Below are 21,952 nucleotides of genomic sequence, written 5' to 3' on the forward strand. Positions count from 1 at the left end.
CAACTGATAGAAATGGATAACTTCAATAATTCTCTAACTTTTAATGATGAAATAGCGATAATCGGGATGTCAGGGCGGTTCCCTGGAGCCAAAAACATCGATATTTTTTGGCAAAATCTGTGTAATGGTGTAGAATCAATATCCTTTTTCACTGATAAAGAAGTAGTTTCTGCTGGTGTCAATCCCGCTGTGATTAATGACCCTAATTATGTCAAAGCCAGCGGTATATTAGATGATATAGATTTATTTGATGCTAAATTTTTTGGTTTTTCTCCCAGAGAAGCTGAGTTGACAGATCCACAACACCGCCTGTTTATGGAGTGTGTTTGGTCAGCGCTGGAAAATGCTGGTTATAATTCCGAAAATTATAGTGGCGCAATTGGTCTGTTTGCAGGTGTTGCCTTAAGTACGTATTTGCTTGCTAATTTATATACGCATCGGGATTTGATGGAATCAGAAGATAGTATTACTATTGGCAATGATAAAGATTTTTTAGCAACACAAATTTCTTATAAATTAAATTTAAAAGGGCCAAGTATTAATGTTCAAACCGCCTGCTCTACATCTTTAGTTGCTGTTCATCTCGCTTGCCAAAGTTTGATGAATGGTGAAAGTGATATTGCTTTAGCAGGCGGTGTTTCTATTGGAGTACCGCAAACAACTGGCTATCTTTATCAACCAGGAGGAATTCATTCTCCTGATGGTCATTGTCGAGCCTTTGATGCTCAAGCTCAAGGAACTAATGGTGGCAACGGTTTAGGTGTAGTAGTCTTAAAAAGGTTGGAAGATGCGATCGCAGATGGTGATTGCATTCATGCTGTCATTAAAGGTTCAGCCATTAATAACGATGGTTGTTTAAAGGTTGGCTATACTGCTCCTAGTGTGGAAGGTCAAAGAGAAGTAATTTTAGAAGCTTTAGCCTTAGCTGGTGTTGACCCTGAGACGATTACTTATGTAGAAGCACATGGTACAGGCACTATTTTAGGAGATCCCATTGAAATCAAGGCTCTTACACAAGCTTTTAGTGCTAGTACCAAGAAAAAAGGATATTGTGCAATTGGTTCAGTAAAGACAAACATCGGACATTTAAACACAGCCGCAGGAGTCACAGGCTTAATCAAAACAGTCCTAGCCTTAAAACACCAAAAAATCCCGCCCAGCCTACACTTCCAACAACCAAACCCCGAAATCGACTTCGCCAACAGCCCATTTTACGTCAACAGCCAATTATCAGAGTGGCAAACCAACGGAATACCACGTCGCGCCGGAGTCAGTTCCTTTGGTATCGGTGGAACCAACGCCCATGTCATCTTAGAGCAAGCACCAGTCATTCCACCTTCGAGTTCCTCCCGAACTTGGCAATTATTACTGCTGTCCGCCAAAACCAGCACCGCCCTAGAAACAGCAACTATTAATTTAGCCACTCATTTACAGCAAAATCCAGAAATGAACCTGGCTGATGTCGCCCATACTCTGCAAGTTGGTAGGAGAGCATTTGAGCATCGTCGCATGGTAGTGTGTCGTGACATTGAAGATGCACTCAAAGCCTTAACTAGTCAAGAACCACAACGGGTGTGGACTCACCATCGTCAGCCAAAGCACTGTCCAGTCATCTTCATGTTCTCTGGACAAGGAGCGCAATATGTCAACATGGCGCAGCAACTTTACGCACAAGAACCCACCTTCCAAAAACAAGTAGATAATTGCGCTTTAATTTTGCAACCATACCTGGGGATGGATATCCGTTCCCTACTTTATCCCAGCACCGAAGATATTGAAACAGCATCACAGCAACTGCAACAAACAGCATTTACCCAAAGCGCCTTATTTGTGATCGAATATGCTTTAGCCCAGTTATTCATGACTTGGGGGATACAACCACAAGCAATGATTGGTCACAGTATTGGGGAATATGTCGCCGCCACAACTGCAGGTGTGTTTTCCTTAGAAGATGCTTTGATGATTGTGGCTAAAAGAGGACAACTGATGCAACAACTACCCACAGGTAGGATGTTGGCCATTCCTCTACCAGAACAAGATGTGCGGTTGCTGTTAAATGCAGATTTAGAAATTGCAGTGATTAATAGTCCATCTTCCTGTGTGGTTGCTGGTACAAAAGTCGCAATTACTGCTTTGGAAAAGCAATTATCGGCTCAAGGGATTGAATGTCGCCTGTTGCATACATCTCATGCTTTCCACTCCCAGATGATGCAGCCAATTGTCGGAGAGTTTGTCGAATTTGTGCAGCAATTTTCGTTGCATCCACCAAGTATTGATTTGATTTCTAATGTGACTGGTGGATGGATGGAAGATGCACAGGCGACAAGTCCTGATTATTGGGGTGAACATTTGCGTCGAACGGTGAGATTTTCAGAGGGAATTTCTCTATTGATTGAGCAGTTTGAGGGTGTGTTTTTGGAGGTGGGACCAGGAAGAACTTTAACTAGTTTGACTACGCAGCATTTGCACAGGGATGCAAAACAATTGGTGTTGGGTTCTTTAGCTCATGTGAAGGATGAAGTTAGTGATGTTGAATTTTTGTTGCAGACTTTAGGGCGGTTATGGCTATTTGGTGTAGATATTGATTGGTCTGGTTTTGCTGCTGAGCAACAGCGTCATCGTTTGCCTTTACCTTCTTATCCTTTTGAGCGTCTCAAGTACTGGATTGAGCCAAAAAAGCTGGAACAAACTACTTCAAGTTCACTAGCTAAAAAGCCTGATATCGCTGACTGGTTTTATATTCCTTTTTGGAAGCCAGCTTTACCGCCAATACAACCTGAATTTCCAGAATTAGTATCTGCAAAATCCTGCACTTTGGTATTTATTGATGAGTATGGCTTGGGTATCAAATTGGTCAAACAATTAGAAAACCCAAACCAAGATATAGTTACGGTGAACATTGGTAAGGGCTTTACCAGATTAAGTGACAAGCAATATACAATTAATCCGCAAAATCATCATGATTATGATGAATTAACGCAGCAGTTAATTAGTAACAATAAATTTATTCAGAAAGTTGTTCATTTATGGAATGTTACTCCTATAATTGAGCAGGAATTAGAAATTATAGAGCTGGAAAAAGCCCAAGTAACAGGATTTTATAGCCTGCTATTTCTTGCCCAAGCTTTGGGGAGACAAGAAACTGTAAAGGAAGTACAACTCACAGTTATTTCTAATAACATACAGTCGGTTACAGGTACTGAAGTGCTTTGTCCAGAGAAATCGACTTTGCTTGGCCCAGTTAAAGTTATATCTCAAGAATATGCCAATATAAATTGTCGTAGTATTGATGTTATCCTACCTCATAGTGGTAGTTGGCAAGAACAAAAATTAGTAGAAAACTTAATAGCAGAATTGACCGTTACTGATTCTGAAAAGCTAATTGCTTATCGAGGATTGAATCGTTGGGTGCAAACTTTTGAGCCAGTGCATTTAGATAAAAATCAAATAGCAAAACCAAGACTGAGAGAGAAAGGAGTTTATGTCATTACAGGTGGACTCGGAGGTATTGGATTTGTTTTAGCAAGATACTTGGCTCGAACTGTACAAGCAAAATTATTGTTGATAGGACGTTCAGCTTTACCTAAAAAAGACGAGTGGGAAAAATGTTTAACTACTCATGATGAAACTGATAGCATTAACCGCAAAATTCGCCAAGTTCAAGAACTCGAAAACTTAGGTGCAGAAGTTTTGGTGATGGGTGCTGATGTCAGCAACATAGAACAAATGCAAAGTGCGCTCGCTCAAGCTGAACAACAGTTTGGCGAGATTAACGGAGTCATCCACGCCGCTGGAATTACTGAAGGAAAGTCTTTTGCGGCGATTGCACAAATCAGTCACAGCAATTGTGAGGAGCAATTTCAACCCAAAGTATATGGACTTTTAGTGTTGAAAAAAGTCTTGCAAAATAAACAGTTAGATTTTTGCGTTTTATTCTCTTCTTTATCGTCTATTTTAGGAGGATTAGGTCATGTTGCTTATGCAGCAGCTAACATTTTTATGGACGCTTTTGTACAGCAATATAATCAAAATTATCCTATTTACTGGAGCAGTATTAGTTGGGATGGTTGGCAAGTTAGTGAAGCTAACGAACATAGTACATCTATAGATACCTATGAGTTAGCAATTAAATCAGCGGAAGGAGTCAAAGCCTTTCAAGAAATTTTAAATATTAGTAACTTTAATCATCTTGTTGTTTCTACGGGAGACATTCAAGCTAGAATTAAACAATGGATTCAGCTAGCATCTCTCCAAGAAAAAGAGAGTCAAACTGCAAATATATCATTATATGCTCGACCTGAGCTAAAGAATAAATATGTTGCTCCTAGAAATGAAATTGAGCAAAAAATTGCTCACATCTGGCAAGAAATTCTAGGAATAAAAAATATTGGTTTATATGATAACTTCTTTGAATTAGGAGGAGATTCGCTCTTAATCATTCAGGTTCGGAGTAAAATTGTCAAAGTATTCAGCAAAAATTTATCAATTGCTGAACTATTTGAATATTCAACAATCAGTACTTTGGCTGAATATATCAGTGGTAAGAAAATAGAAGAACCAATATTTCAACAAGCTGATGAGCGTGCCAGCAGAAAAGAAGCGGCTATGCAAGAAAAACGACAATTAATGAAACAAAGGAGAAAAATAGATGTCTAACCAAGAAATGGACAATTCTATTAAAGGCATAGCAGTAATCGCTCTTGTTGGTCGTTTTCCAGGAGCCAAAAATGTTGATGAATTTTGGCAAAACTTATGCCAGGGACAAGAATCAATTTCTTTTTTTAGTGATGAAGAATTAAAAGCCGCAGGTGTAGATCCAGGATGGTTGAGCGATCCGCAGTATGTTAAAGCCGGTGCTAGTTTGTCAGATATTCAGATGTTTGACGCTGCTTTCTTTGACTTTTCGCCTAGGGAAGCTGAACTCATCGACCCGCAACACCGCATTCTTTTAGAATGTGCTTGGGAAGCATTAGAACAAGCTGGTTATGAACCAGGAGCAAGCAAAGGTTTGACTGGTGTGTATGTGGGAACCAATATGAGTAATTACTTTATGAGTAATTTGAGTTCTCACCCTGACTTAAGCAAATTGACAGATGTAATTGCATTTGGCAATAGTCAAGACTTTGCTGCCACCAGAGTTTCATATAAATTGAACTTAAAAGGGCCAAGCATCAATATTCAGACTTCCTGCTCGACATCATTGGTGGCTGTTCACTCAGCTTGCCAAGGATTGCTCAACTACGAGTGCGATTTGGCTTTAGCGGGCGGTATTTCTATAGAATCTCTGCAAAAACAAGGTTATTTTTATCAAGAAGGAGATATAACTTCGCCTGACGGACATTGTCGAGCCTTTGATGCTCAAGCCAAAGGTACTGTTTTCGGCGATGGAATAGGTCTGGTTGTCCTCAAGAGATTAGAAGATGCGATCGCAGATGGTGACTATATTCATGCAGTCATCAAGGGTTCAGCCATTAATAACGATGGTGCAGCTAAGGTAGGTTATACAGCTCCTAGTGTTGTGGGTCAAGCTGAGGTGATTGCTGAGGCGCAAGCGATCGCAGGTGTGACTCCAGAAACCATCACTTATATTGAAGCGCATGGAACTGGTACAGCTTTGGGCGATCCAATTGAAATTAGTGCTTTAACAAAAGCATTTGGAACCCGTACCAAGAAAAAAGGATATTGTGCAATTGGTTCAGTAAAGACAAACATCGGACATTTAAACACAGCCGCAGGAGTCACAGGCTTAATCAAAACAGTCCTAGCCTTAAAACACCAAAAAATCCCGCCCAGCCTACACTTCCAACAACCAAACCCCGAAATCGACTTCGCCAACAGCCCATTTTACGTCAACAGCCAATTATCAGAGTGGCAAACCAACGGAATACCACGTCGCGCCGGAGTCAGTTCCTTTGGTATCGGTGGAACCAACGCCCATGTCATCTTAGAGCAAGCACCAGTCATTCCACCTTCGAGTTCCTCCCGAACTTGGCAATTATTACTGCTGTCCGCCAAAACCAGCACCGCCCTAGAAACAGCAACTATTAATTTAGCCACTCATTTACAGCAAAATCCAGAAATGAACCTGGCTGATGTCGCCCATACTCTGCAAGTTGGTAGGAGAGCATTTGAGCATCGTCGCATGGTAGTGTGTCGTGACATTGAAGATGCACTCAAAGCCTTAACTAGTCAAGAACCACAACGGGTGTGGACTCACCATCGTCAGCCAAAGCACTGTCCAGTCATCTTCATGTTCTCTGGACAAGGAGCGCAATATGTCAACATGGCGCAGCAACTTTACGCACAAGAACCCACCTTCCAAAAACAAGTAGATAATTGCGCTTTAATTTTGCAACCATACCTGGGGATGGATATCCGTTCCCTACTTTATCCCAGCACCGAAGATATTGAAACAGCATCACAGCAACTGCAACAAACAGCATTTACCCAAAGCGCCTTATTTGTGATCGAATATGCTTTAGCCCAGTTATTCATGACTTGGGGGATACAACCACAAGCAATGATTGGTCACAGTATTGGGGAATATGTCGCCGCCACAACTGCAGGTGTGTTTTCCTTAGAAGATGCTTTGATGATTGTGGCTAAAAGAGGACAACTGATGCAACAACTACCCACAGGTAGGATGTTGGCCATTCCTCTACCAGAACAAGATGTGCGGTTGCTGTTAAATGCAGATTTAGAAATTGCAGTGATTAATAGTCCATCTTCCTGTGTGGTTGCTGGTACAAAAGTCGCAATTACTGCTTTGGAAAAGCAATTATCGGCTCAAGGGATTGAATGTCGCCTGTTGCATACATCTCATGCTTTCCACTCCCAGATGATGCAGCCAATTGTCGGAGAGTTTGTCGAATTTGTGCAGCAATTTTCGTTGCATCCACCAAGTATTGATTTGATTTCTAATGTGACTGGTGGATGGATGGAAGATGCACAGGCGACAAGTCCTGATTATTGGGGTGAACATTTGCGTCGAACGGTGAGATTTTCAGAGGGAATTTCTCTATTGATTGAGCAGTTTGAGGGTGTGTTTTTGGAGGTGGGACCAGGAAGAACTTTAACTAGTTTGACTACGCAGCATTTGCACAGGGATGCAAAACAATTGGTGTTGGGTTCTTTAGCTCATGTGAAGGATGAAGTTAGTGATGTTGAATTTTTGTTGCAGACTTTAGGGCGGTTATGGCTATTTGGTGTAGATATTGATTGGTCTGGTTTTGCTGCTGAGCAACAGCGTCATCGTTTGCCTTTACCTTCTTATCCTTTTGAGCGTCTCAAGTACTGGATTGATGCTAAATCTCCATCGCAGACTTTAAAGAAGCAATCAGCAAAATTAGACAGTAAACAAGAGATTGCTGATTGGTTTTATATTCCTTCATGGAAACGCTCTTTGCTAGCGAATGTATCATCTGAGCAAGAAAATTGGCTATTTTTTGTTGATAATTTGGGAGTTGGTGAACAATTAGCTAAAAAATTGATCAATCAAGGCAAAAATATCATTAAAGTTAAGCAGGGAGAGCAGTTTAAGCAACTAGATACGAGTAATTATATAATTAATTTATGTGTACAAGCAGACTATGATTTATTATTGAAAGAAATTATTTTTTCAGGTAAACAAATTCAAAATATTGCTTATTTTTGGAGTATTAACCATTTTGAAGAATTTCAGTACTTAGAATTCAATAGTCTGTTATTTTTAACACAAAGTATTGGTAAGTTAAAAATTGGTGACTTACAACTGTGGGTAATCTCGAACAATATCCAACAGGTAAATGGTTATGAAAAACTAGAGCCAGAGAAAGCAACAATTTTAGGGTTATGTAAGGTTATTACTCAAGAGTATCCTCATATTAGTTGTCGGTGTATTGATATTGATTTCACAAATCGCAGAGAGAAGTTGCGTACGGGGGTTCCTCCCATTGAGCAAACTTCTCCTATCAAAGACGCTGCACGAACAGTGGACGCAGAGGGCAAGAAAGAAAATCATGATAGTATTGAGCAATTAGCGAATGAGTTAACATCTATATCTTCAGACTTAGTTGTTGCTTATCGTAATTCCTATCGTTGGGTACAAATATTTGAGCCAATTTGCTTAGAGTCAATAGTAGAAGAAAAAACATTATTGAAGCAACAAGGTGTTTACTTATTTCCTAAGGGTTTAGGAGGTATTGAAGTTGCGATCGCCCAATATTTAGCAACAACATTTCAAGCAAAACTTATCTTTATCGAGGATGCATATTTCCCAGAAAAGGATGATTTTTCGGAATGGCTGGAAACTCATAGTCAAGAAGATGAAGTGAGTAGCAAAATTGAGCAATTGCTGGTCTTGGAGAAGTTAGGTGCTAAAGTTGTGGTTATTCGTGTAGACACAACTAATGATACACAAATTCATCAAAGCTTTGCATGGGAAAAGGTTGGTGGAATTAACGGAGTTATTTATGCAACTGGGATCAAACGCGAAGATTTATTTTGCTCAATTGCAGAAATTGCAGCAAGAGAATCAGCAAATTTATTTAACTTCCAGCATCACCAGATCACCGTATTAGAACAAGTATTACAAAATCAAAAGTTAGATTTTTGTATTGTCTTTTCTTCCTTATCTGCGATTTTAGGAGGATTTGGCTTAGGTTTATATTCAGCAGCTAATAATTTCATAGATAGCTTTACTAACCGACACAACTGCAATCATTCTTTGCCGTGGTATCTCATAAATTGGGATAAATTAGAAACAAATTTACCTCATGAGCAACAAACATCGGAATTAGCTATTACTCCCAAAGAAGCTGTAGAAGTATTTAAACGCATATTTGCTTTAGAGCCAGGAACACAGATTGTTATTTCTACAGTAGATATCAAGACGAGAAATAATCATGTATTTAATTCTGAATTCCTCGCAAATTCAAAATCTCTCAATGATTTAGATTCATCTTCACGCTATTCCCGACCTAACTTGAGTAATGCTTATGTTGCGCCTACAAATGAGTTGGAACAACAAATAACAGAGATATGGCAAGAGGTACTAGGAATTACAGAAATTGGAATTTACGATAATTTCTATGAATTAGGAGGAGACTCCTTGATTGCAACTCAATTAGTTTCTCGATTGCGAGTAAAATTTCCTGTGGAATTACCACTGCGCGACCTTTTATTACAAGCAATGATCCCAGCGAAACAAGCAGAAATGATTGAGGCACTGATGTTAGCGAAAATCGCAGAATTATCAGAAGAAGAAGTAGCAGTGCTGTTAAATAATTCATAATTAATTAGCTATGGATAAACAATATTCTAATTTATCATCTGCAAAAAAAGCCTTGCTGAAAAAATGGAGGGGAGGAAAATTTCAAGCTGATACTATTCCCAAACGTCAAATATCAGAAAATATTCCTTTATCTTTCTCGCAGCAAAGACTATGGTTTATTGACCAACTTTATCACGGTAGTTCTTTCTACAATATTCCCATCGCTTGGTATATTAAAGGAAAATTAAATATTACAGCATTGCAACAGAGTCTGAATGAAATTCTCCAGCGTCATGAAGTGTGGCGGACAAATTTTTTGGTTGTCAATGGCGAACTATGTCAGAAAATTACAGCACCATCAACTTGGGATTTAGAGATTATTCATTTGGAACATTTATCTGCTAAAAATTGGGAAGCAGATGTTAAGCAACTTGTAGCAGAGTTAGCTAAAAAACCTTTTAATTTAGCTCAAGGACTTTTAGTCAGAGCAAATTTACTGTGCTTGAGTGAAGCAGAACAAGTTTTGCTTGTCACCATGCACCACATTATTACAGATGGCTGGTCTTGTGATGTCTTCCTGCGGGAGTTGTCAACACTATATGCGGCTTTCTCGACAAATCAACCTTCTGTGCGAGACACTACGCAAAGACCCTTAACGGAACTCCCCATCCAGTATGCGGATTTTGCCATTTGGCAACGCGATCGCATTCAAGGTAAATTTTTAGAAACCCAGTTAAATTATTGGAAACAACAACTCCAGGGTGAGCTACCCATACTCCAATTACCTACAGACCGTCCGCGACCTAATGTTACATCTTTTACTGGTGCTAAACAATATTTTCACTTATCCAAATCTCTGACAGATGCTTTAAAACAATTAAGTCAGCAAGCAGACGCTACTTTATTTATGAGTTTGCTGGCGGCATTTAATATCTTATTGTATTACTACACCGACCAAGAAGACATCTTAATTGGTTCTCCTATTGCTAACCGCAATCGAGCCGAATTAGAAGGAATGTTGGGTTTATTTGTCAATACTTTAATCTTACGTAATAACCTGAGTGGTAATCCCAGCTTCCGTGAATTTCTCCATCGTGTACGTGAGGTAACTCTCGATGCTTATGCACATCAAGATTTACCTTTTGAAATGCTTGTAGAAAAATTGCAACCCGAACGTGATTTAAGCCGAAATCCACTTTATGAAGTCATGTTTGTGCTGCAAAATACTCCCACAAATGTGCAAGAAATCTCTGGTTTAACTTTGCAGACTTTAGAGTTTGATAGCGGTACAGCGCAACTAGATATTTTCCTCTCTGTGTCTGAATTTTCAGAGGGATTAACAGGGTGTTTGGAATACAATACAGATATTTTTGATTTAACAACAATTACCCAACTAATCAACAATTTTCAAACGTTGCTGACAAACATCGTTGCTAATCCAGATCTGCGATTGAGTGAATTATCTCCACTAAACGTTTCTGAGCAAGAACAACTATTATTTAAGTTTAATCAAACTTGTACAGATTATCCGCAAAATGCAACTTTACATCAATTATTTGAGCAACAAGCTGAACTCACTCCTGAGGCTTTAGCATTAATTAGTCAATCGGAAAAACTAACCTATCGTCAACTTAACTACAAAGTTAATCAACTTGCACATTATTTACAAAAACAAGGTGTCACGAACGAAACGCTAGTTGCTCTATGTCTGGAACGTTCCATAGACATGGTAATAGGAATATTAGCTATTCTCAAAGCTGGTGGTGCATATATTCCTTTAGATCCAAGTTATCCAGTTGAGCGTCTGAATTTTATGCTTGGCGATTCGCAAGCATTTTTGTTCCTAACGAAGCAAGAGATATTAGAAAAACTATCTTTATCAGCAGATAAAATTGTTTGCTTAGATATCCATAAAGATGAAATTGCTCAACAAAATCTAGAAAATCCTATTCACACTGCAAAAGCCGATCATCTCGCTTATATTATCTACACTTCTGGCTCAACTGGTACTCCTAAAGGTGTGCTTGGCACACATCGTGGAACAGTCAACGGCTTACACTGGTTATGGAAAACTTATCCTTTTATCCCAGAAGAAGTTTGTTGTCAAAAAACAGCTATTAGTTTTGTCGATTCTATATGGGAGATTTTTGCTCCTTTACTCCAAGGAACTCCGACAGTAATTATTAGTAATGCTACTGTCCAAGATCCGCAGTTATTTATCGAAGCTTTGGCAGATTACAAAGTCACTCGGATTATACTTGTTCCCTCGTTACTTCGCCTAATTTTAGATAATTACAGTTATCTGGCTCAGAAATTATCGCACTTAAAAATTTGGATAACTAGCGGGGAAAAACTATCTTTAAAGTTAGCGCAAAAGTTCCGAGAATTGATGCGATCGGCGAAACTAATTAACCTTTATGGCTCATCGGAAGTTTCTGCAAATGCTACTTATTATGACACCAGTTTGTTGTCAGAGATAGCAAATATTGTTCCTATTGGTTGTCCGATTGATAACACTCAGATATGTATTTTAAATCGTCATTTGCAATTAACACCCATAGGAGTTTATGGTGAGATTTATATTGCTGGTGATGGGTTAGCCAAGGGTTATTTGAATCGTCTGGAATTAACTCAAGAAAGATTTATCGATCATCCCTATATTTCTGGAAAAAAACTTTATAAAACTGGGGATATTGGACGTTATCTTCCCGATGGCAATATTGAGTATTTTGGTCGCCGAGATGAGCAAGTAAAAATTCGCGGCTTTCGAGTGGAATTAAGTGAAATTGCGGCTGCGATCACACAACATCCAGATGTGGAAGACGCTGTGGTCATTGCTAGTAATGATACTCAAGAAAATCCCCGGTTAATTGCATATGTCGTCACAGATAAATTGGATATAGCTACACAATTACTGCCAGTTCTACAGCAGAAATTGCCTAATTATATGCTACCTTCGGCTTTTATTGTCCTGGATAAACTACCCTTGACACCGAATGGTAAAATAGACAAGTGCTCTCTACCAAATAATGAAGTTATTCGAGCCAAAACTCATCAATCCTTCGTTGCTCCAAGAAATTTTACAGAATTATCATTAGTAAAACTTTGGGAAAATCTTCTCAATGTTAACCCAATTGGAGTGACAGATAATTTCTTTGACTTGGGTGGACATTCGTTTTTGGCTGTCCGCTTAATGGCTCAAATTCACGATAGATTCGACCATAATCTTCCCCTATCTACTCTGTTTGAAAACCCCACAATTGAAAAACTAGCAATTATTGTTAGTCAACCATCTCGTCAGAGTTCTCATTCTCCTTTAGTAGCAATTAACTCCACTGGTTCTAAGACACCTTTTTTCTGTATTCATGGTGCTGGTGGCGGGATTAGTCACTACTTTAACTTATCTAGAAGGCTTGGCGAAGATTATCAATTTTATGCTTTGGAAGATAGCTTAGAACAAGACAAACCAAAAATTCTCACAGTAGAAGAAACAGCAACTCGATATCTGCAAGAAATTCAGAAAGTACAACCAAATGGCCCTTATCTTTTAGGTGGTCATTGTTATGGTGGCGTACTGGCTTTTGAAATTGCACAACAATTGCAAAAACAAGGTCAAACAGTAAGTTTATTAGTGATTATCGATGCCATAATTTCCGAAACACCTATCGAATCTACAGATGATGACGATGCAAAATTTTTACTCCGCATCGCTGAATCTATAAAAACTGATAACAATATAGATTTTTCTGTACCTTTTGCTGAACTGCGAAATTTATCATTAACAGAGCAACTGCATTTAATTAATCAAAAAGCTAACTTTCTGTTTAGCGATACAGAAATTAACGATTTTCTGCGCCATTATCAACTGTTTAAAGCTCACGTGCAAGCGATGCGAAATTATGTGCCAGAAGTTTATTCAGACCAGATAACTTTATTTCGAGCTAATGAAGCAATATTGCACGATTTTGAAAATCCAGAGTGGAATACAGATGATCCATTCTTAGGTTGGGGAAAATTTGCTCATCAACCTATACAAATGATTGAAATTCCCGGCGATCATTTTTCAATTTTTATAGAACCTTATATTCAGGAGTTGGCTAGAAATTTGAGAGTGCATATTGATCATGCTGTAAATAATCATGGAAGTAAAAAAGACTGATGAAACTACCACCTGGCCCAAAAATTCCAGTTTGGGTACTAGCTCTCCAATTTGAAGCTAACCCCTTTGCTTATATGGATGCTAATTACCAACATTATGGTGACATAGTGACGATAATGTTTGGTTCTACGCCAATGATTTATGTGAGTAATCCTTTAGGTATCAAGCAAATTTTTACTAACACTAAAGAAATTACTGCATCTGGGACATTGAACGAAGATTTTGCTTTGTTCACAGGAGAGCGAGGAATTCTACAACTGGATGGTTTCGTTCACAAAAATCGCCGTAAGCTGTTAATGCAAGCTCTTCATGGAACACGGATGCAAGCTTGTGGACGAAGGATCTGCGAACTTACGCAAAAAATTCTTGAGCAACAGGTGATTGGAAAACCTTTTGTCGCTTATCCAATCGTAGAAGAAATTACTCTATCAATCGGGATAGAAGTTGTGCTGGGATTACAGGAAGGACAACGCTATGAAAAAGTCAAATATTTATTTTTTTCGATGTTCAAATCCGAGCAATCGAAACTTTTCCAACTGCTGACCAAAATACCTTTAGGAACACTAAATTTAGGTCGATGGAGTCCGCAAGGGTATCTGCTTCACCTCCGACAAGAGATTTTTCAATTTCTCGATACTGAAGTTCAACAGAGGCGATCGCAAGCAGATTCTTCACGCATTGATATGTTGAGCGATCTGATATTTGCTGCTGATGAAACAGGCGAATTATTAAGTAATGAAGAAGTGCGCGATTTGTTACTATCGCCGATTTTTGCGGCTGGTGATGCTTCCGCTACAGCAATTACTTGGGCATTATATTGGATTCACCGTTTACCGAGAGTCCGCGATCGCCTACTATCAGAACTCAATAGTCTTGGGGAAAACCCAGACCCCATGAACATTATTGCTTTACCCTACCTCAGTGCCGTTTGTCACGAAGTTTTACGAATTTACCCAACTCAGTTATTTACATTTCCTCGATTGGTAGAGTCTTCAGTGGAAGTGATGGGCTATGAGTTGCCTCCTGGTACAATACTAATTGCAAATATTTATTCCACACATCAGCGCGAAGATTTATATCCTCAACCCAAAGAATTTCAGCCAGAACGCTTTTTAGAAAAACAATTTTCTCCCTACGAATTTCTGCCTTTCGGCGGTGGTTCTCGTGTTTGTATTGGGGGAAGTTTTGCCTTATTTGAAATGAAGCTGGTATTAGCAACTATCCTTTCAAATTATCAATTAACTTTAGTGAGTCAACAACCAGAACGTCCCAAATTTGGCGGTCTGCTTGCTTATCCTGCTAGTGGTGTAAAGATGCTTATACAAAGTCAACGTCAACAGCAAAAACAATCACAGCCACTTGCTTCTGGCTTATTTTAGCCTGGAAATATAATTTTTTAATCAATTTAATTATCGAGTAATTAGTTATGACAAAAAGTACAAAAGGTGCAATATTAATAACAGGAACCTCTGCGGGAATTGGTCGAGCTACTGCACTTTTACTAGACCAAAAAGGATACCAAGTCTTTACTGGAGTCCGTACAGAAAAAGATGCTGAATCCCTAAAACAAGAAGCATCTGGAATGCTCACTCCCATCATCCTAGATATTACAAATCAAGCACAAATTCAAGCCGCATCTGAATTTGTTTCATTAGCAGTCGGCGAACAAGGACTATTCGGATTAGTTAACAATCCATGCGGTATAACCTATGGGCCTTTAGAGTGTGTTCCCATAGAGGATGTGAGATTAAATTTTGAAGTAGGTATTATCGGGCATATTGCTGTTACCCAAGCATTTCTACCAATGCTGCGAAAAGCTAAAGGCCGCATTATCAACATTAGTGCTAGTTGTGGGAAAATAGCCCTGCCATACTTTGGACTTTTATCCGCTTCAAAATTTGCTCTAGAGTCATTTACAGATTCTTTACGCACAGAATTATGTTCTTCTGGGATTGAAGTTTCCTCTATTTTGTCTGGTGCATTTAAGACAGATATTTATAAAAAAGTCAAGGAAAGCTATGAAATAACTTATGCCAATATGTCGCCAGAAACCAAAGCTTTGTATGATAAATATTGTAGAACGGATCTACAAGAAATTAAACACGGAAACCATAATGGTTTGCCATGCGAAATATTTGCAGATGTCATCTTAAAAGTCTTAGAAGCTCGTAAATCAAAAAGACAATATTTTATCTCAAGTTCTTTCTTGGGAATGTTAGAAGAGCAGCTTTTTTACCTAGCAAAAAGATTACTAAGCTGTTCCACATTTAACTTGCATAACATGGGCAGGCAAGATGTCTGCCCTACAAGAGTTTAGTCTCATTTCAATATGCAAACTAGATGTTGATCAGCTTACCACACCAATATTTTTATGACAATATTCTTTTTGGACAGCTAAGAAAGAATATGAAGCTTGATGTTGGATTAAAAAAATAGAGTGGGAACAGGAATTCTTGGAAGATAAACATTTTCTATTCCATTCTTTTTGCAAATTGGTATTAACATAGTACAGTTCAGATAAGATAATTAGCCTAACGATAATCTTGTAGAGAAGTTGTAATGCAAAATCTCTACAGATTCAAAAACATAATAAATAACCTTAACTGAACAGTATTAATAATCCAAAATGGTATAACTCACCTGTATACAAGATAAATTATTAATTAAATATGCAAACTCAACAGAGCAATATACTTTCCGTCGCTGAATGTCGTTTTTGCTCCTTGGTATCTAAAGCTAACAAAGAAGACCCAATTGGTACAGCAGAAACTTGTGACTATTGGCTGATTATAGAAATTCCTCAGCCTTGGCCCCAAGCCTTTTATGAGGAACATCCAAAAATCCAGCCATTATTAGGCTTGTTTTATGAGGTCTTTGAGCAATATGAGATTAAACTTCGACCAATGGTAATTGCTCCTGACCGCGAGTACTCCCAACTTGGCTTCACCCGCATACTTTACTACTATCGTCCTGCCAAACTATTTTCTCAATTTGAAAAGCAAGAGTTTGTTGTTCCAGATGAGCAAGTAACTGCGTTAGTCACAGCAATACTCCAGCAATTGATGCAACAGCCCAATGATTTATCAAAGTTTCAGCAGTATGAGCAACAAACTAGTCACATTCGTGAACTGATGGTTTGCACTCATGCTCAAGTAGATTTGGCCTGTGGTCGATTTGGCTCACCTTTATATCGGCGATTACGCAAAGAATATGCTCCTGTTTCCAACGGTAAGTTAAGGGTGTGGCAAACTACTCACTTTGGCGGTCATCAATTCGCCCCTACCTTAGCTGACTTACCCCAAGGGTGCTTTTGGGGACATTTTGAACCGGAAGCCCTTGATTTACTTGTAAATAGAAATGATTCTCCTTTTGGGCTGCGTCAATTCTACCGAGGATGGTCAGGCTTAAGCAAATTTGAGCAAATTGCCGAGCGGGAAATTTGGATGCAATTGGGTTGGAATTGGCTGGACTATTGGAAAGCTGGACAAGTGCTGGTAGAAGATGCTGATTGGGCGGAAGTACGTATTAATTATGTTGCGCCAGATGGCAGTTTATCTGGAGGCTATCAAGCCAGAGTCGAAGTTTGTGGTCAAGTTATGAGTGCATTGAGTTCGGCAACAGAAATGCAACTAACAGCAGTGAAGCAGTATCGTGTTAGCCATTTAATTCAGGTTGATTAAATCATCAAAGTCAAAAACAATGACTACACAACAACAATCTCAAATCACAAATGAAATCCTGCAAGGCAATCTTGTGAGGCTGGCATTTAAATTATCAATTCCCAGTACTTTGGGAATACTAATGTTTAGCTTAAATAATTTTCTGGATGCTTTATTTGCAGGAAGATTTCTTGGTGAAACTGCTCTAGCTGGTATTACTCTTGCACTACCATTTACTGGTATAGTTGAAGGTTTTTCTGTCTTAGTTGGGGTTGGTTCTGGTGCTGTTCTTAGCCAAGCCATTGGTTCTGGAAATCTCAAAACTCAGTCAAAAATATTTGGCAATTTCATAGTTATGGGTATCGCGATCGCGTTGGCAATCACAGCCCTTGGCTATAGTTTTAGTGAGAGATTGATTGTATTTATGGGAGGCAGTGATGAAGTTGCTTCTGCTGGCACGGCATATTTTAAAACTTATATATTAGGTGCAGTATTTTATATCTTAGGAGGAGCTTCTAGCCAGATCATCAAATCAGAAGGCAAACTTAGACTATCAACTATATTTGATTTAGTTTTTATTATTTTTAATATTTTATTAAATACTTTATTTATTAGTGTTTTCCGTTGGGGTATAGAAGGAATTGCCCTTGCAACAGTTCTGGCGATGGTTGTTTCTACTAGTGTCAATTTAACTTATTTCTTTACTGGTAAAAGCTCGATACCAGTGAATTATCAAAAGTTAGCGATCGCCATAGATTTACTACCTGAAATTTTTTCAGTAGGAATATCATCACTGTTTTATCCAATTCTGGAATTACTACAAGACTTTGTAATTTTCAACTCACTTTCTTACTATGGCACAAATAATGATATTGCTTTTGTGGGTACAACTGCAAAATTAAACGCATTAGTATTTATTCCAATATTTGGTTTTGCCCAAGCATTACAACCAATCATTGGCATGAATTATGGAGCGAAAAATTATCAAAGAATCAAAAAAGCATACTTAACTTTTGCTATCATTGCCACTATTTTATTAATATTAATTTGGCTGGCTCTACAATTATCTCCAAGGATATTCTTGGGTCTGATTTTGTCTGGTGTAAATTTTACAGAAGATGATGTCATAAACTTTAGAATTCTCAGTATATTAATCCCAATTTGGCCTTTGGCATTCTTTAGTAATACTCTTTTTCAATCTATAGGTAAGGGTACAACAGTGTTGGTAGTACTCTTACTAAGAACTATAGTTTTAAATGTGCCAATAATAATTCTATTGTCGAAAATTTACGCTGTCAGAGGTATTTATTGTGGAATACTTTTGGCAGATATTTTATTTATGTTAATTGTGTTTGTCTTAACCTTTTTAGAATTTCAGTATTTAAGTTCCTTAAAAGTTGAATGAGCCAAATCAATAATCCTAATTAATAAGGGAGGTACTCATTTGAGTGTCTATAACATCTAGAAAAATTTTGCATTTTAGCAAAATTTACTATCTAACAACTCTGGTTAATACTTACAACTTTCTAGAAATGGAGAATTATCATGGTATCCTCATCTATTTCTCAAACAAGAATCTGGTTGATTACTGGTTGCTCTAGTAATCTTGGTCGAGTATTAGTAGAAACAGTGCTTGAGCGTGGAGCACGCAATCCACAGCAACTAGAAGATTTGGCAGCAAAATTTTCGAGTCATACCATTTCACGAAATGCCTGATACAAATGATTGGTCTTTAAATCTTTCCCCCTGCTAAGAGCTTCCTGCCCCCTGCTGTCCATTTGTATCAATCTTAAAGTGAAACAGTATCAGACTTTAAGCTGTACAACTTGATGTCACCAAACCCGATGAGGTCAAGGAGACTGTAAGACAAGCAATTGCTAAGTTTGGACGCATTGATGTACTCGTCAATAATGCTGGATGTGAAATTGCTGGAGTCATTGAAGAAATTAGCGACAAAGCAGTTCGCCGGATGTTTGAAACAAACTTTTTTGGAGTACTAGAAATGCTACGGGCAGTTGTACCACATATGTGACAGCAACGTAGCGGACACATCTTTAATATTTCATCAATTGCTTGCTTTACAGCTAGTCCTGGTGGAGGAATCTATTTTCTAACTCCCGAAAAAATGGGCGAACCGGGAGAAATAAAATAAACATAAACATATTTGTTCCTGGATTAGCAATTTCTCTGGACGACCACTAGCAGCCGCATAAATTCTTATTTTTCATTTCTCTTGTTCAGTTTTAATTTCCTAATGGTGTTGTCTGGTACAATTTAATAATGATTGTAGTTGCTCGTAACTAATCCCTAAAATTTGTTTTGTTCTATGTGGATATTTCTCGATATAATCAAAAACCATACCTAATTCAGAAAAATGGTAAATGCTCAATTTAATGTTTTACCATTTTTCTTTTTCTAAGTTAATATTTCGGGCAAGTCTAATAACAATTATGCTAATATTACTTTTTATTAAAGATATTTGCCTGTTGACTTTTATTCAGCTTGTTCGGGTTGTCAAGACCGTTTTTTCTAGGTGGAGCCTCCTGTGGAAACCTCGGCAGATTTCGCGTAATTATAGATTTTTACCATTCTTGCTGACAATAGTTGTGGTTTTAGCGATCGCAGCTTGTAACTACAACACACCCCAGCAACAAAACAGTCAAATAGAAACAAGAACCGTTAGTAATACTTTAGGTGAAGTTGAAGTTCCCCTGAAACCGCAGCGAGTTGTTGTATTAGAAGAAAATATAGTTCTCGATTCTGTACTGGCGTTGGGTATCAAGCCAGTTGGTGTTGTTGATTGTCGGGAATGTGAGGAAAAATTTAGAGGTATACCCAACGATTTACTTGCTGATGTTCCAGTGGTGGGAAACATTGGAACTCAGCCTTCCCTAGAAAAAATTCTCAGTTTAAAACCAGATTTAATTTTAGGGTTAACATGGCTTAAAAGTTCTTATGAACTGCTTTCCAGCATCGCACCTACTGTACTAATCGATTTTACCACCATGTACAATTTTAAAGAAAGACTACGATATGTAGCCCAGGTGTTAGGAAAGAGCGATCGCGCCGAAGAACTCCTGAATCAGTATCAAAACCGCATCCAAAAATTACGGGAGCAATTAGGGGAAAAATTAGCAACAAAAACAATATCTGTAATTCATCTTGTGGGTGCGGCGGATATTTTCTATAGCTACAAACCAGATTTTATTACTTATGGGCAAATTCTTAGTGACGTTGGGTTACAACTAATTCAGAAAAATCAAAAACAAATTGAGTTAACTTTAAGTATTGAAGTTTTACCCGAATACGATGCAGATATTTTATTTATTATGACAGAACACTTGAGTCAAGATTTTAAATCAGCAAATCCTGATTTCTTATCTTTCTTACAAAAGCCTATTTGGTCAAAACTGAAAGCTGTTCAAAATCAACAGGTATACAAGGTAAATTGGACTGTCGGGGGGGCGATGGGAGCTAATAGAATAATTGATGATCTCTACAAATATTTAGTCAAAACATCTTAAATCATCACCGAATGGCGCTCGCTGAACCGTATTGCTTGAAAAGGGGAAAGGGGAGCAACGCGATTTTCTAAAGTTGGACTTGAAAGGAGCGATCGCTAAAATATACATTTGAATAAAAAGTTAATTTTATCACATAAAACACACTGAAAAGTACGAGAATTAATCTTGATGAGTTATTTCAAAAAGATTACTGGTGGGTAATTTGGTAATAATTTAGCTTTAATACTAAGTATTAATGATCACAAAAAGTTCCAGATGAGCAAACTGATGTATAAAATTGTTCAAGCACTGCTGGGGTTAAGGAAAGAATTAAAAATAGAGTTACAAAAATTGTCCCAACTACAAGCGCACCATTGACATCGCAGATGTAACATAACCTCTGCGTTATCTTGAAGCCAAAACTTACTGTTTCCTGTCATACGTAAGTTAACAGCTTGACGAATTAAACTTTCAACTGCACCACTACCAAGTGGTAACTGATGTGCTGCAACTAACTGATAGTTTAATAGCCGTCTGCGGTAAGCTTTGAGAATATAATTACGCTCTCGCACCAAAATTTTACAACGCTCTCCAGTAGCGTCGGAAATAAATTCACCCATGTTCCTCATTAATTCTAAAGCTTGACCTTTTTTTAAAGCTTTACGTGCTTTTTTAAACCATGATTGTCGTTCATTATCTGTGCCAAAAGCAGCATCGGCAAAGTCTTGTAAATGTGATGCAGCGTGGTAAAAATCTAATAATTGATAAGTGGCAGATGGACATTTTACTTTTTCCAATAAAGGCGGAATATGTTTCCATATCCATTTAGCGCCATCAGCAATAAACAATACCTGTTTAGCTTGACTGATCCCTAAATCAACTAAATACATTTCTAAAATATTTAGAATCTAAAATATTTAGAAAATATTCATAACCCGAATAGGTGCCGTCATTGGTAATAGGAATTGATGATGTCCTAATTTTTTTACCATGCTCATCTACCACATAAATAGTTAACAATTTTGGCTCAACCCATTCTCCAGTAAATCCTAGACGATTCGTTTTTAGTTTACGTTTACCTTTTTTATTAATCCGATGTCTATTGATGAATTAAAAACTCATCTCAATGGGCGTAAAACTCCTATTCGCTCTCTCAAACCCCGTGAAGTTGTTCAAGAAGTCTACGGTTGGCTTTTAAGCCATTATGCAGTTCGCACTTTAATGTTTCAAGCCAAAATAGAGCTTGTTGCGAATGAAAGCTCTATTTAATGATAAAGCTACAACAATTTTACGAAACGCACCTCAAACGGGAACTTGGACGGGCAGAATACTTAATGAAAAAAATTATTATTTATCTTGTGTCTCTTATCACTTCATAATA

General features: G+C 38.0%; 11 protein-coding genes and 1 pseudogene. 11 read left to right on the plus strand and 1 reads right to left on the minus strand.

The annotated features are described in order from the left end of the window. Positions 1–12: 12 nt before the first annotated feature. The 10 genes from QUB80_RS01915 to QUB80_RS01960 all read left to right on the plus strand — a co-directional run bounded on the left by QUB80_RS01915 (position 13) and on the right by QUB80_RS01960 (position 20,592). Complete coding sequence (locus tag QUB80_RS01915) at positions 13–4,656, plus strand: type I polyketide synthase (protein ID WP_289787800.1); 4,644 nt, start codon at positions 13–15, stop codon at positions 4,654–4,656. Then, positions 4,649–9,271 (plus strand): type I polyketide synthase, encoded by a 4,623-nt coding sequence (locus QUB80_RS01920; RefSeq protein ID WP_289787801.1) that lies wholly within the window; start codon positions 4,649–4,651, stop codon positions 9,269–9,271. Before QUB80_RS01915 ends, QUB80_RS01920 begins: the two co-directional genes overlap by 8 nt. A gap of 10 nt (positions 9,272–9,281) precedes the next feature. Beyond that, positions 9,282–13,409, plus strand: coding sequence for a non-ribosomal peptide synthetase (locus QUB80_RS01925; protein WP_289787802.1), 4,128 nt, complete (start codon positions 9,282–9,284; stop codon positions 13,407–13,409). After that, entirely contained in the window at positions 13,409–14,788 is a 1,380-nt protein-coding gene (locus QUB80_RS01930; protein WP_289787803.1) for a cytochrome P450, read from the plus strand. The genes QUB80_RS01925 and QUB80_RS01930 overlap by 1 nt, the downstream gene beginning before the upstream one ends. A gap of 47 nt (positions 14,789–14,835) precedes the next feature. After that, the gene (locus QUB80_RS01935) at positions 14,836–15,726 is read left to right on the plus strand and encodes an SDR family NAD(P)-dependent oxidoreductase (protein ID WP_289787804.1); all 891 of its coding nucleotides are present in this window, start codon (positions 14,836–14,838) and stop codon (positions 15,724–15,726) included. A 352-nt stretch (positions 15,727–16,078) separates the two neighbouring features. Next, positions 16,079–17,089, plus strand: coding sequence for a ferredoxin family protein (locus tag QUB80_RS01940; protein ID WP_289787805.1), 1,011 nt, complete (start codon positions 16,079–16,081; stop codon positions 17,087–17,089). 19 nt (positions 17,090–17,108) lie between these two features. Beyond that, positions 17,109–18,473 carry an MATE family efflux transporter gene (locus QUB80_RS01945; protein WP_289787806.1) on the plus strand — a complete coding sequence of 455 codons (1,365 nt, stop codon included), beginning with the start codon at positions 17,109–17,111 and terminating at the stop codon, positions 18,471–18,473. Between the two features lie 140 nt (positions 18,474–18,613). Then, a complete protein-coding gene (locus QUB80_RS01950; protein ID WP_289787807.1) occupies positions 18,614–18,784 on the plus strand; it encodes a hypothetical protein in 171 nt (56 codons plus the stop codon). Positions 18,785–18,941: 157 nt separating this feature from the next. After that, on the plus strand, positions 18,942–19,100 hold the full coding sequence (locus QUB80_RS35170; RefSeq protein WP_502875274.1) for an SDR family NAD(P)-dependent oxidoreductase: 159 nt from the start codon (positions 18,942–18,944) through the stop codon (positions 19,098–19,100). 418 nt (positions 19,101–19,518) lie between these two features. After that, positions 19,519–20,592: an iron-siderophore ABC transporter substrate-binding protein gene (locus QUB80_RS01960; protein ID WP_289787808.1), complete on the plus strand. Its 1,074-nt coding sequence runs from the start codon at positions 19,519–19,521 to the stop codon at positions 20,590–20,592. A 281-nt stretch (positions 20,593–20,873) separates the two neighbouring features. Here QUB80_RS01960 and QUB80_RS01965 read toward each other — a convergent pair. Next, positions 20,874–21,672: pseudogene (locus QUB80_RS01965) on the minus strand (ISLre2 family transposase); the annotation flags it as partial. On the opposite strand from QUB80_RS01965, the gene QUB80_RS01970 reads away from it, so the two are divergent. Continuing rightward, the gene (locus QUB80_RS01970) at positions 21,667–21,840 is read left to right on the plus strand and encodes a hypothetical protein (protein WP_502875269.1); all 174 of its coding nucleotides are present in this window, start codon (positions 21,667–21,669) and stop codon (positions 21,838–21,840) included. The pseudogene QUB80_RS01965 and the gene QUB80_RS01970 overlap by 6 nt on opposite strands. Positions 21,841–21,952: the final 112 nt, after the last annotated feature.

The sequence above is a fragment of the Chlorogloeopsis sp. ULAP01 genome, assembly GCF_030381805.1.
Taxonomy (GTDB): domain Bacteria; phylum Cyanobacteriota; class Cyanobacteriia; order Cyanobacteriales; family Nostocaceae; genus Chlorogloeopsis.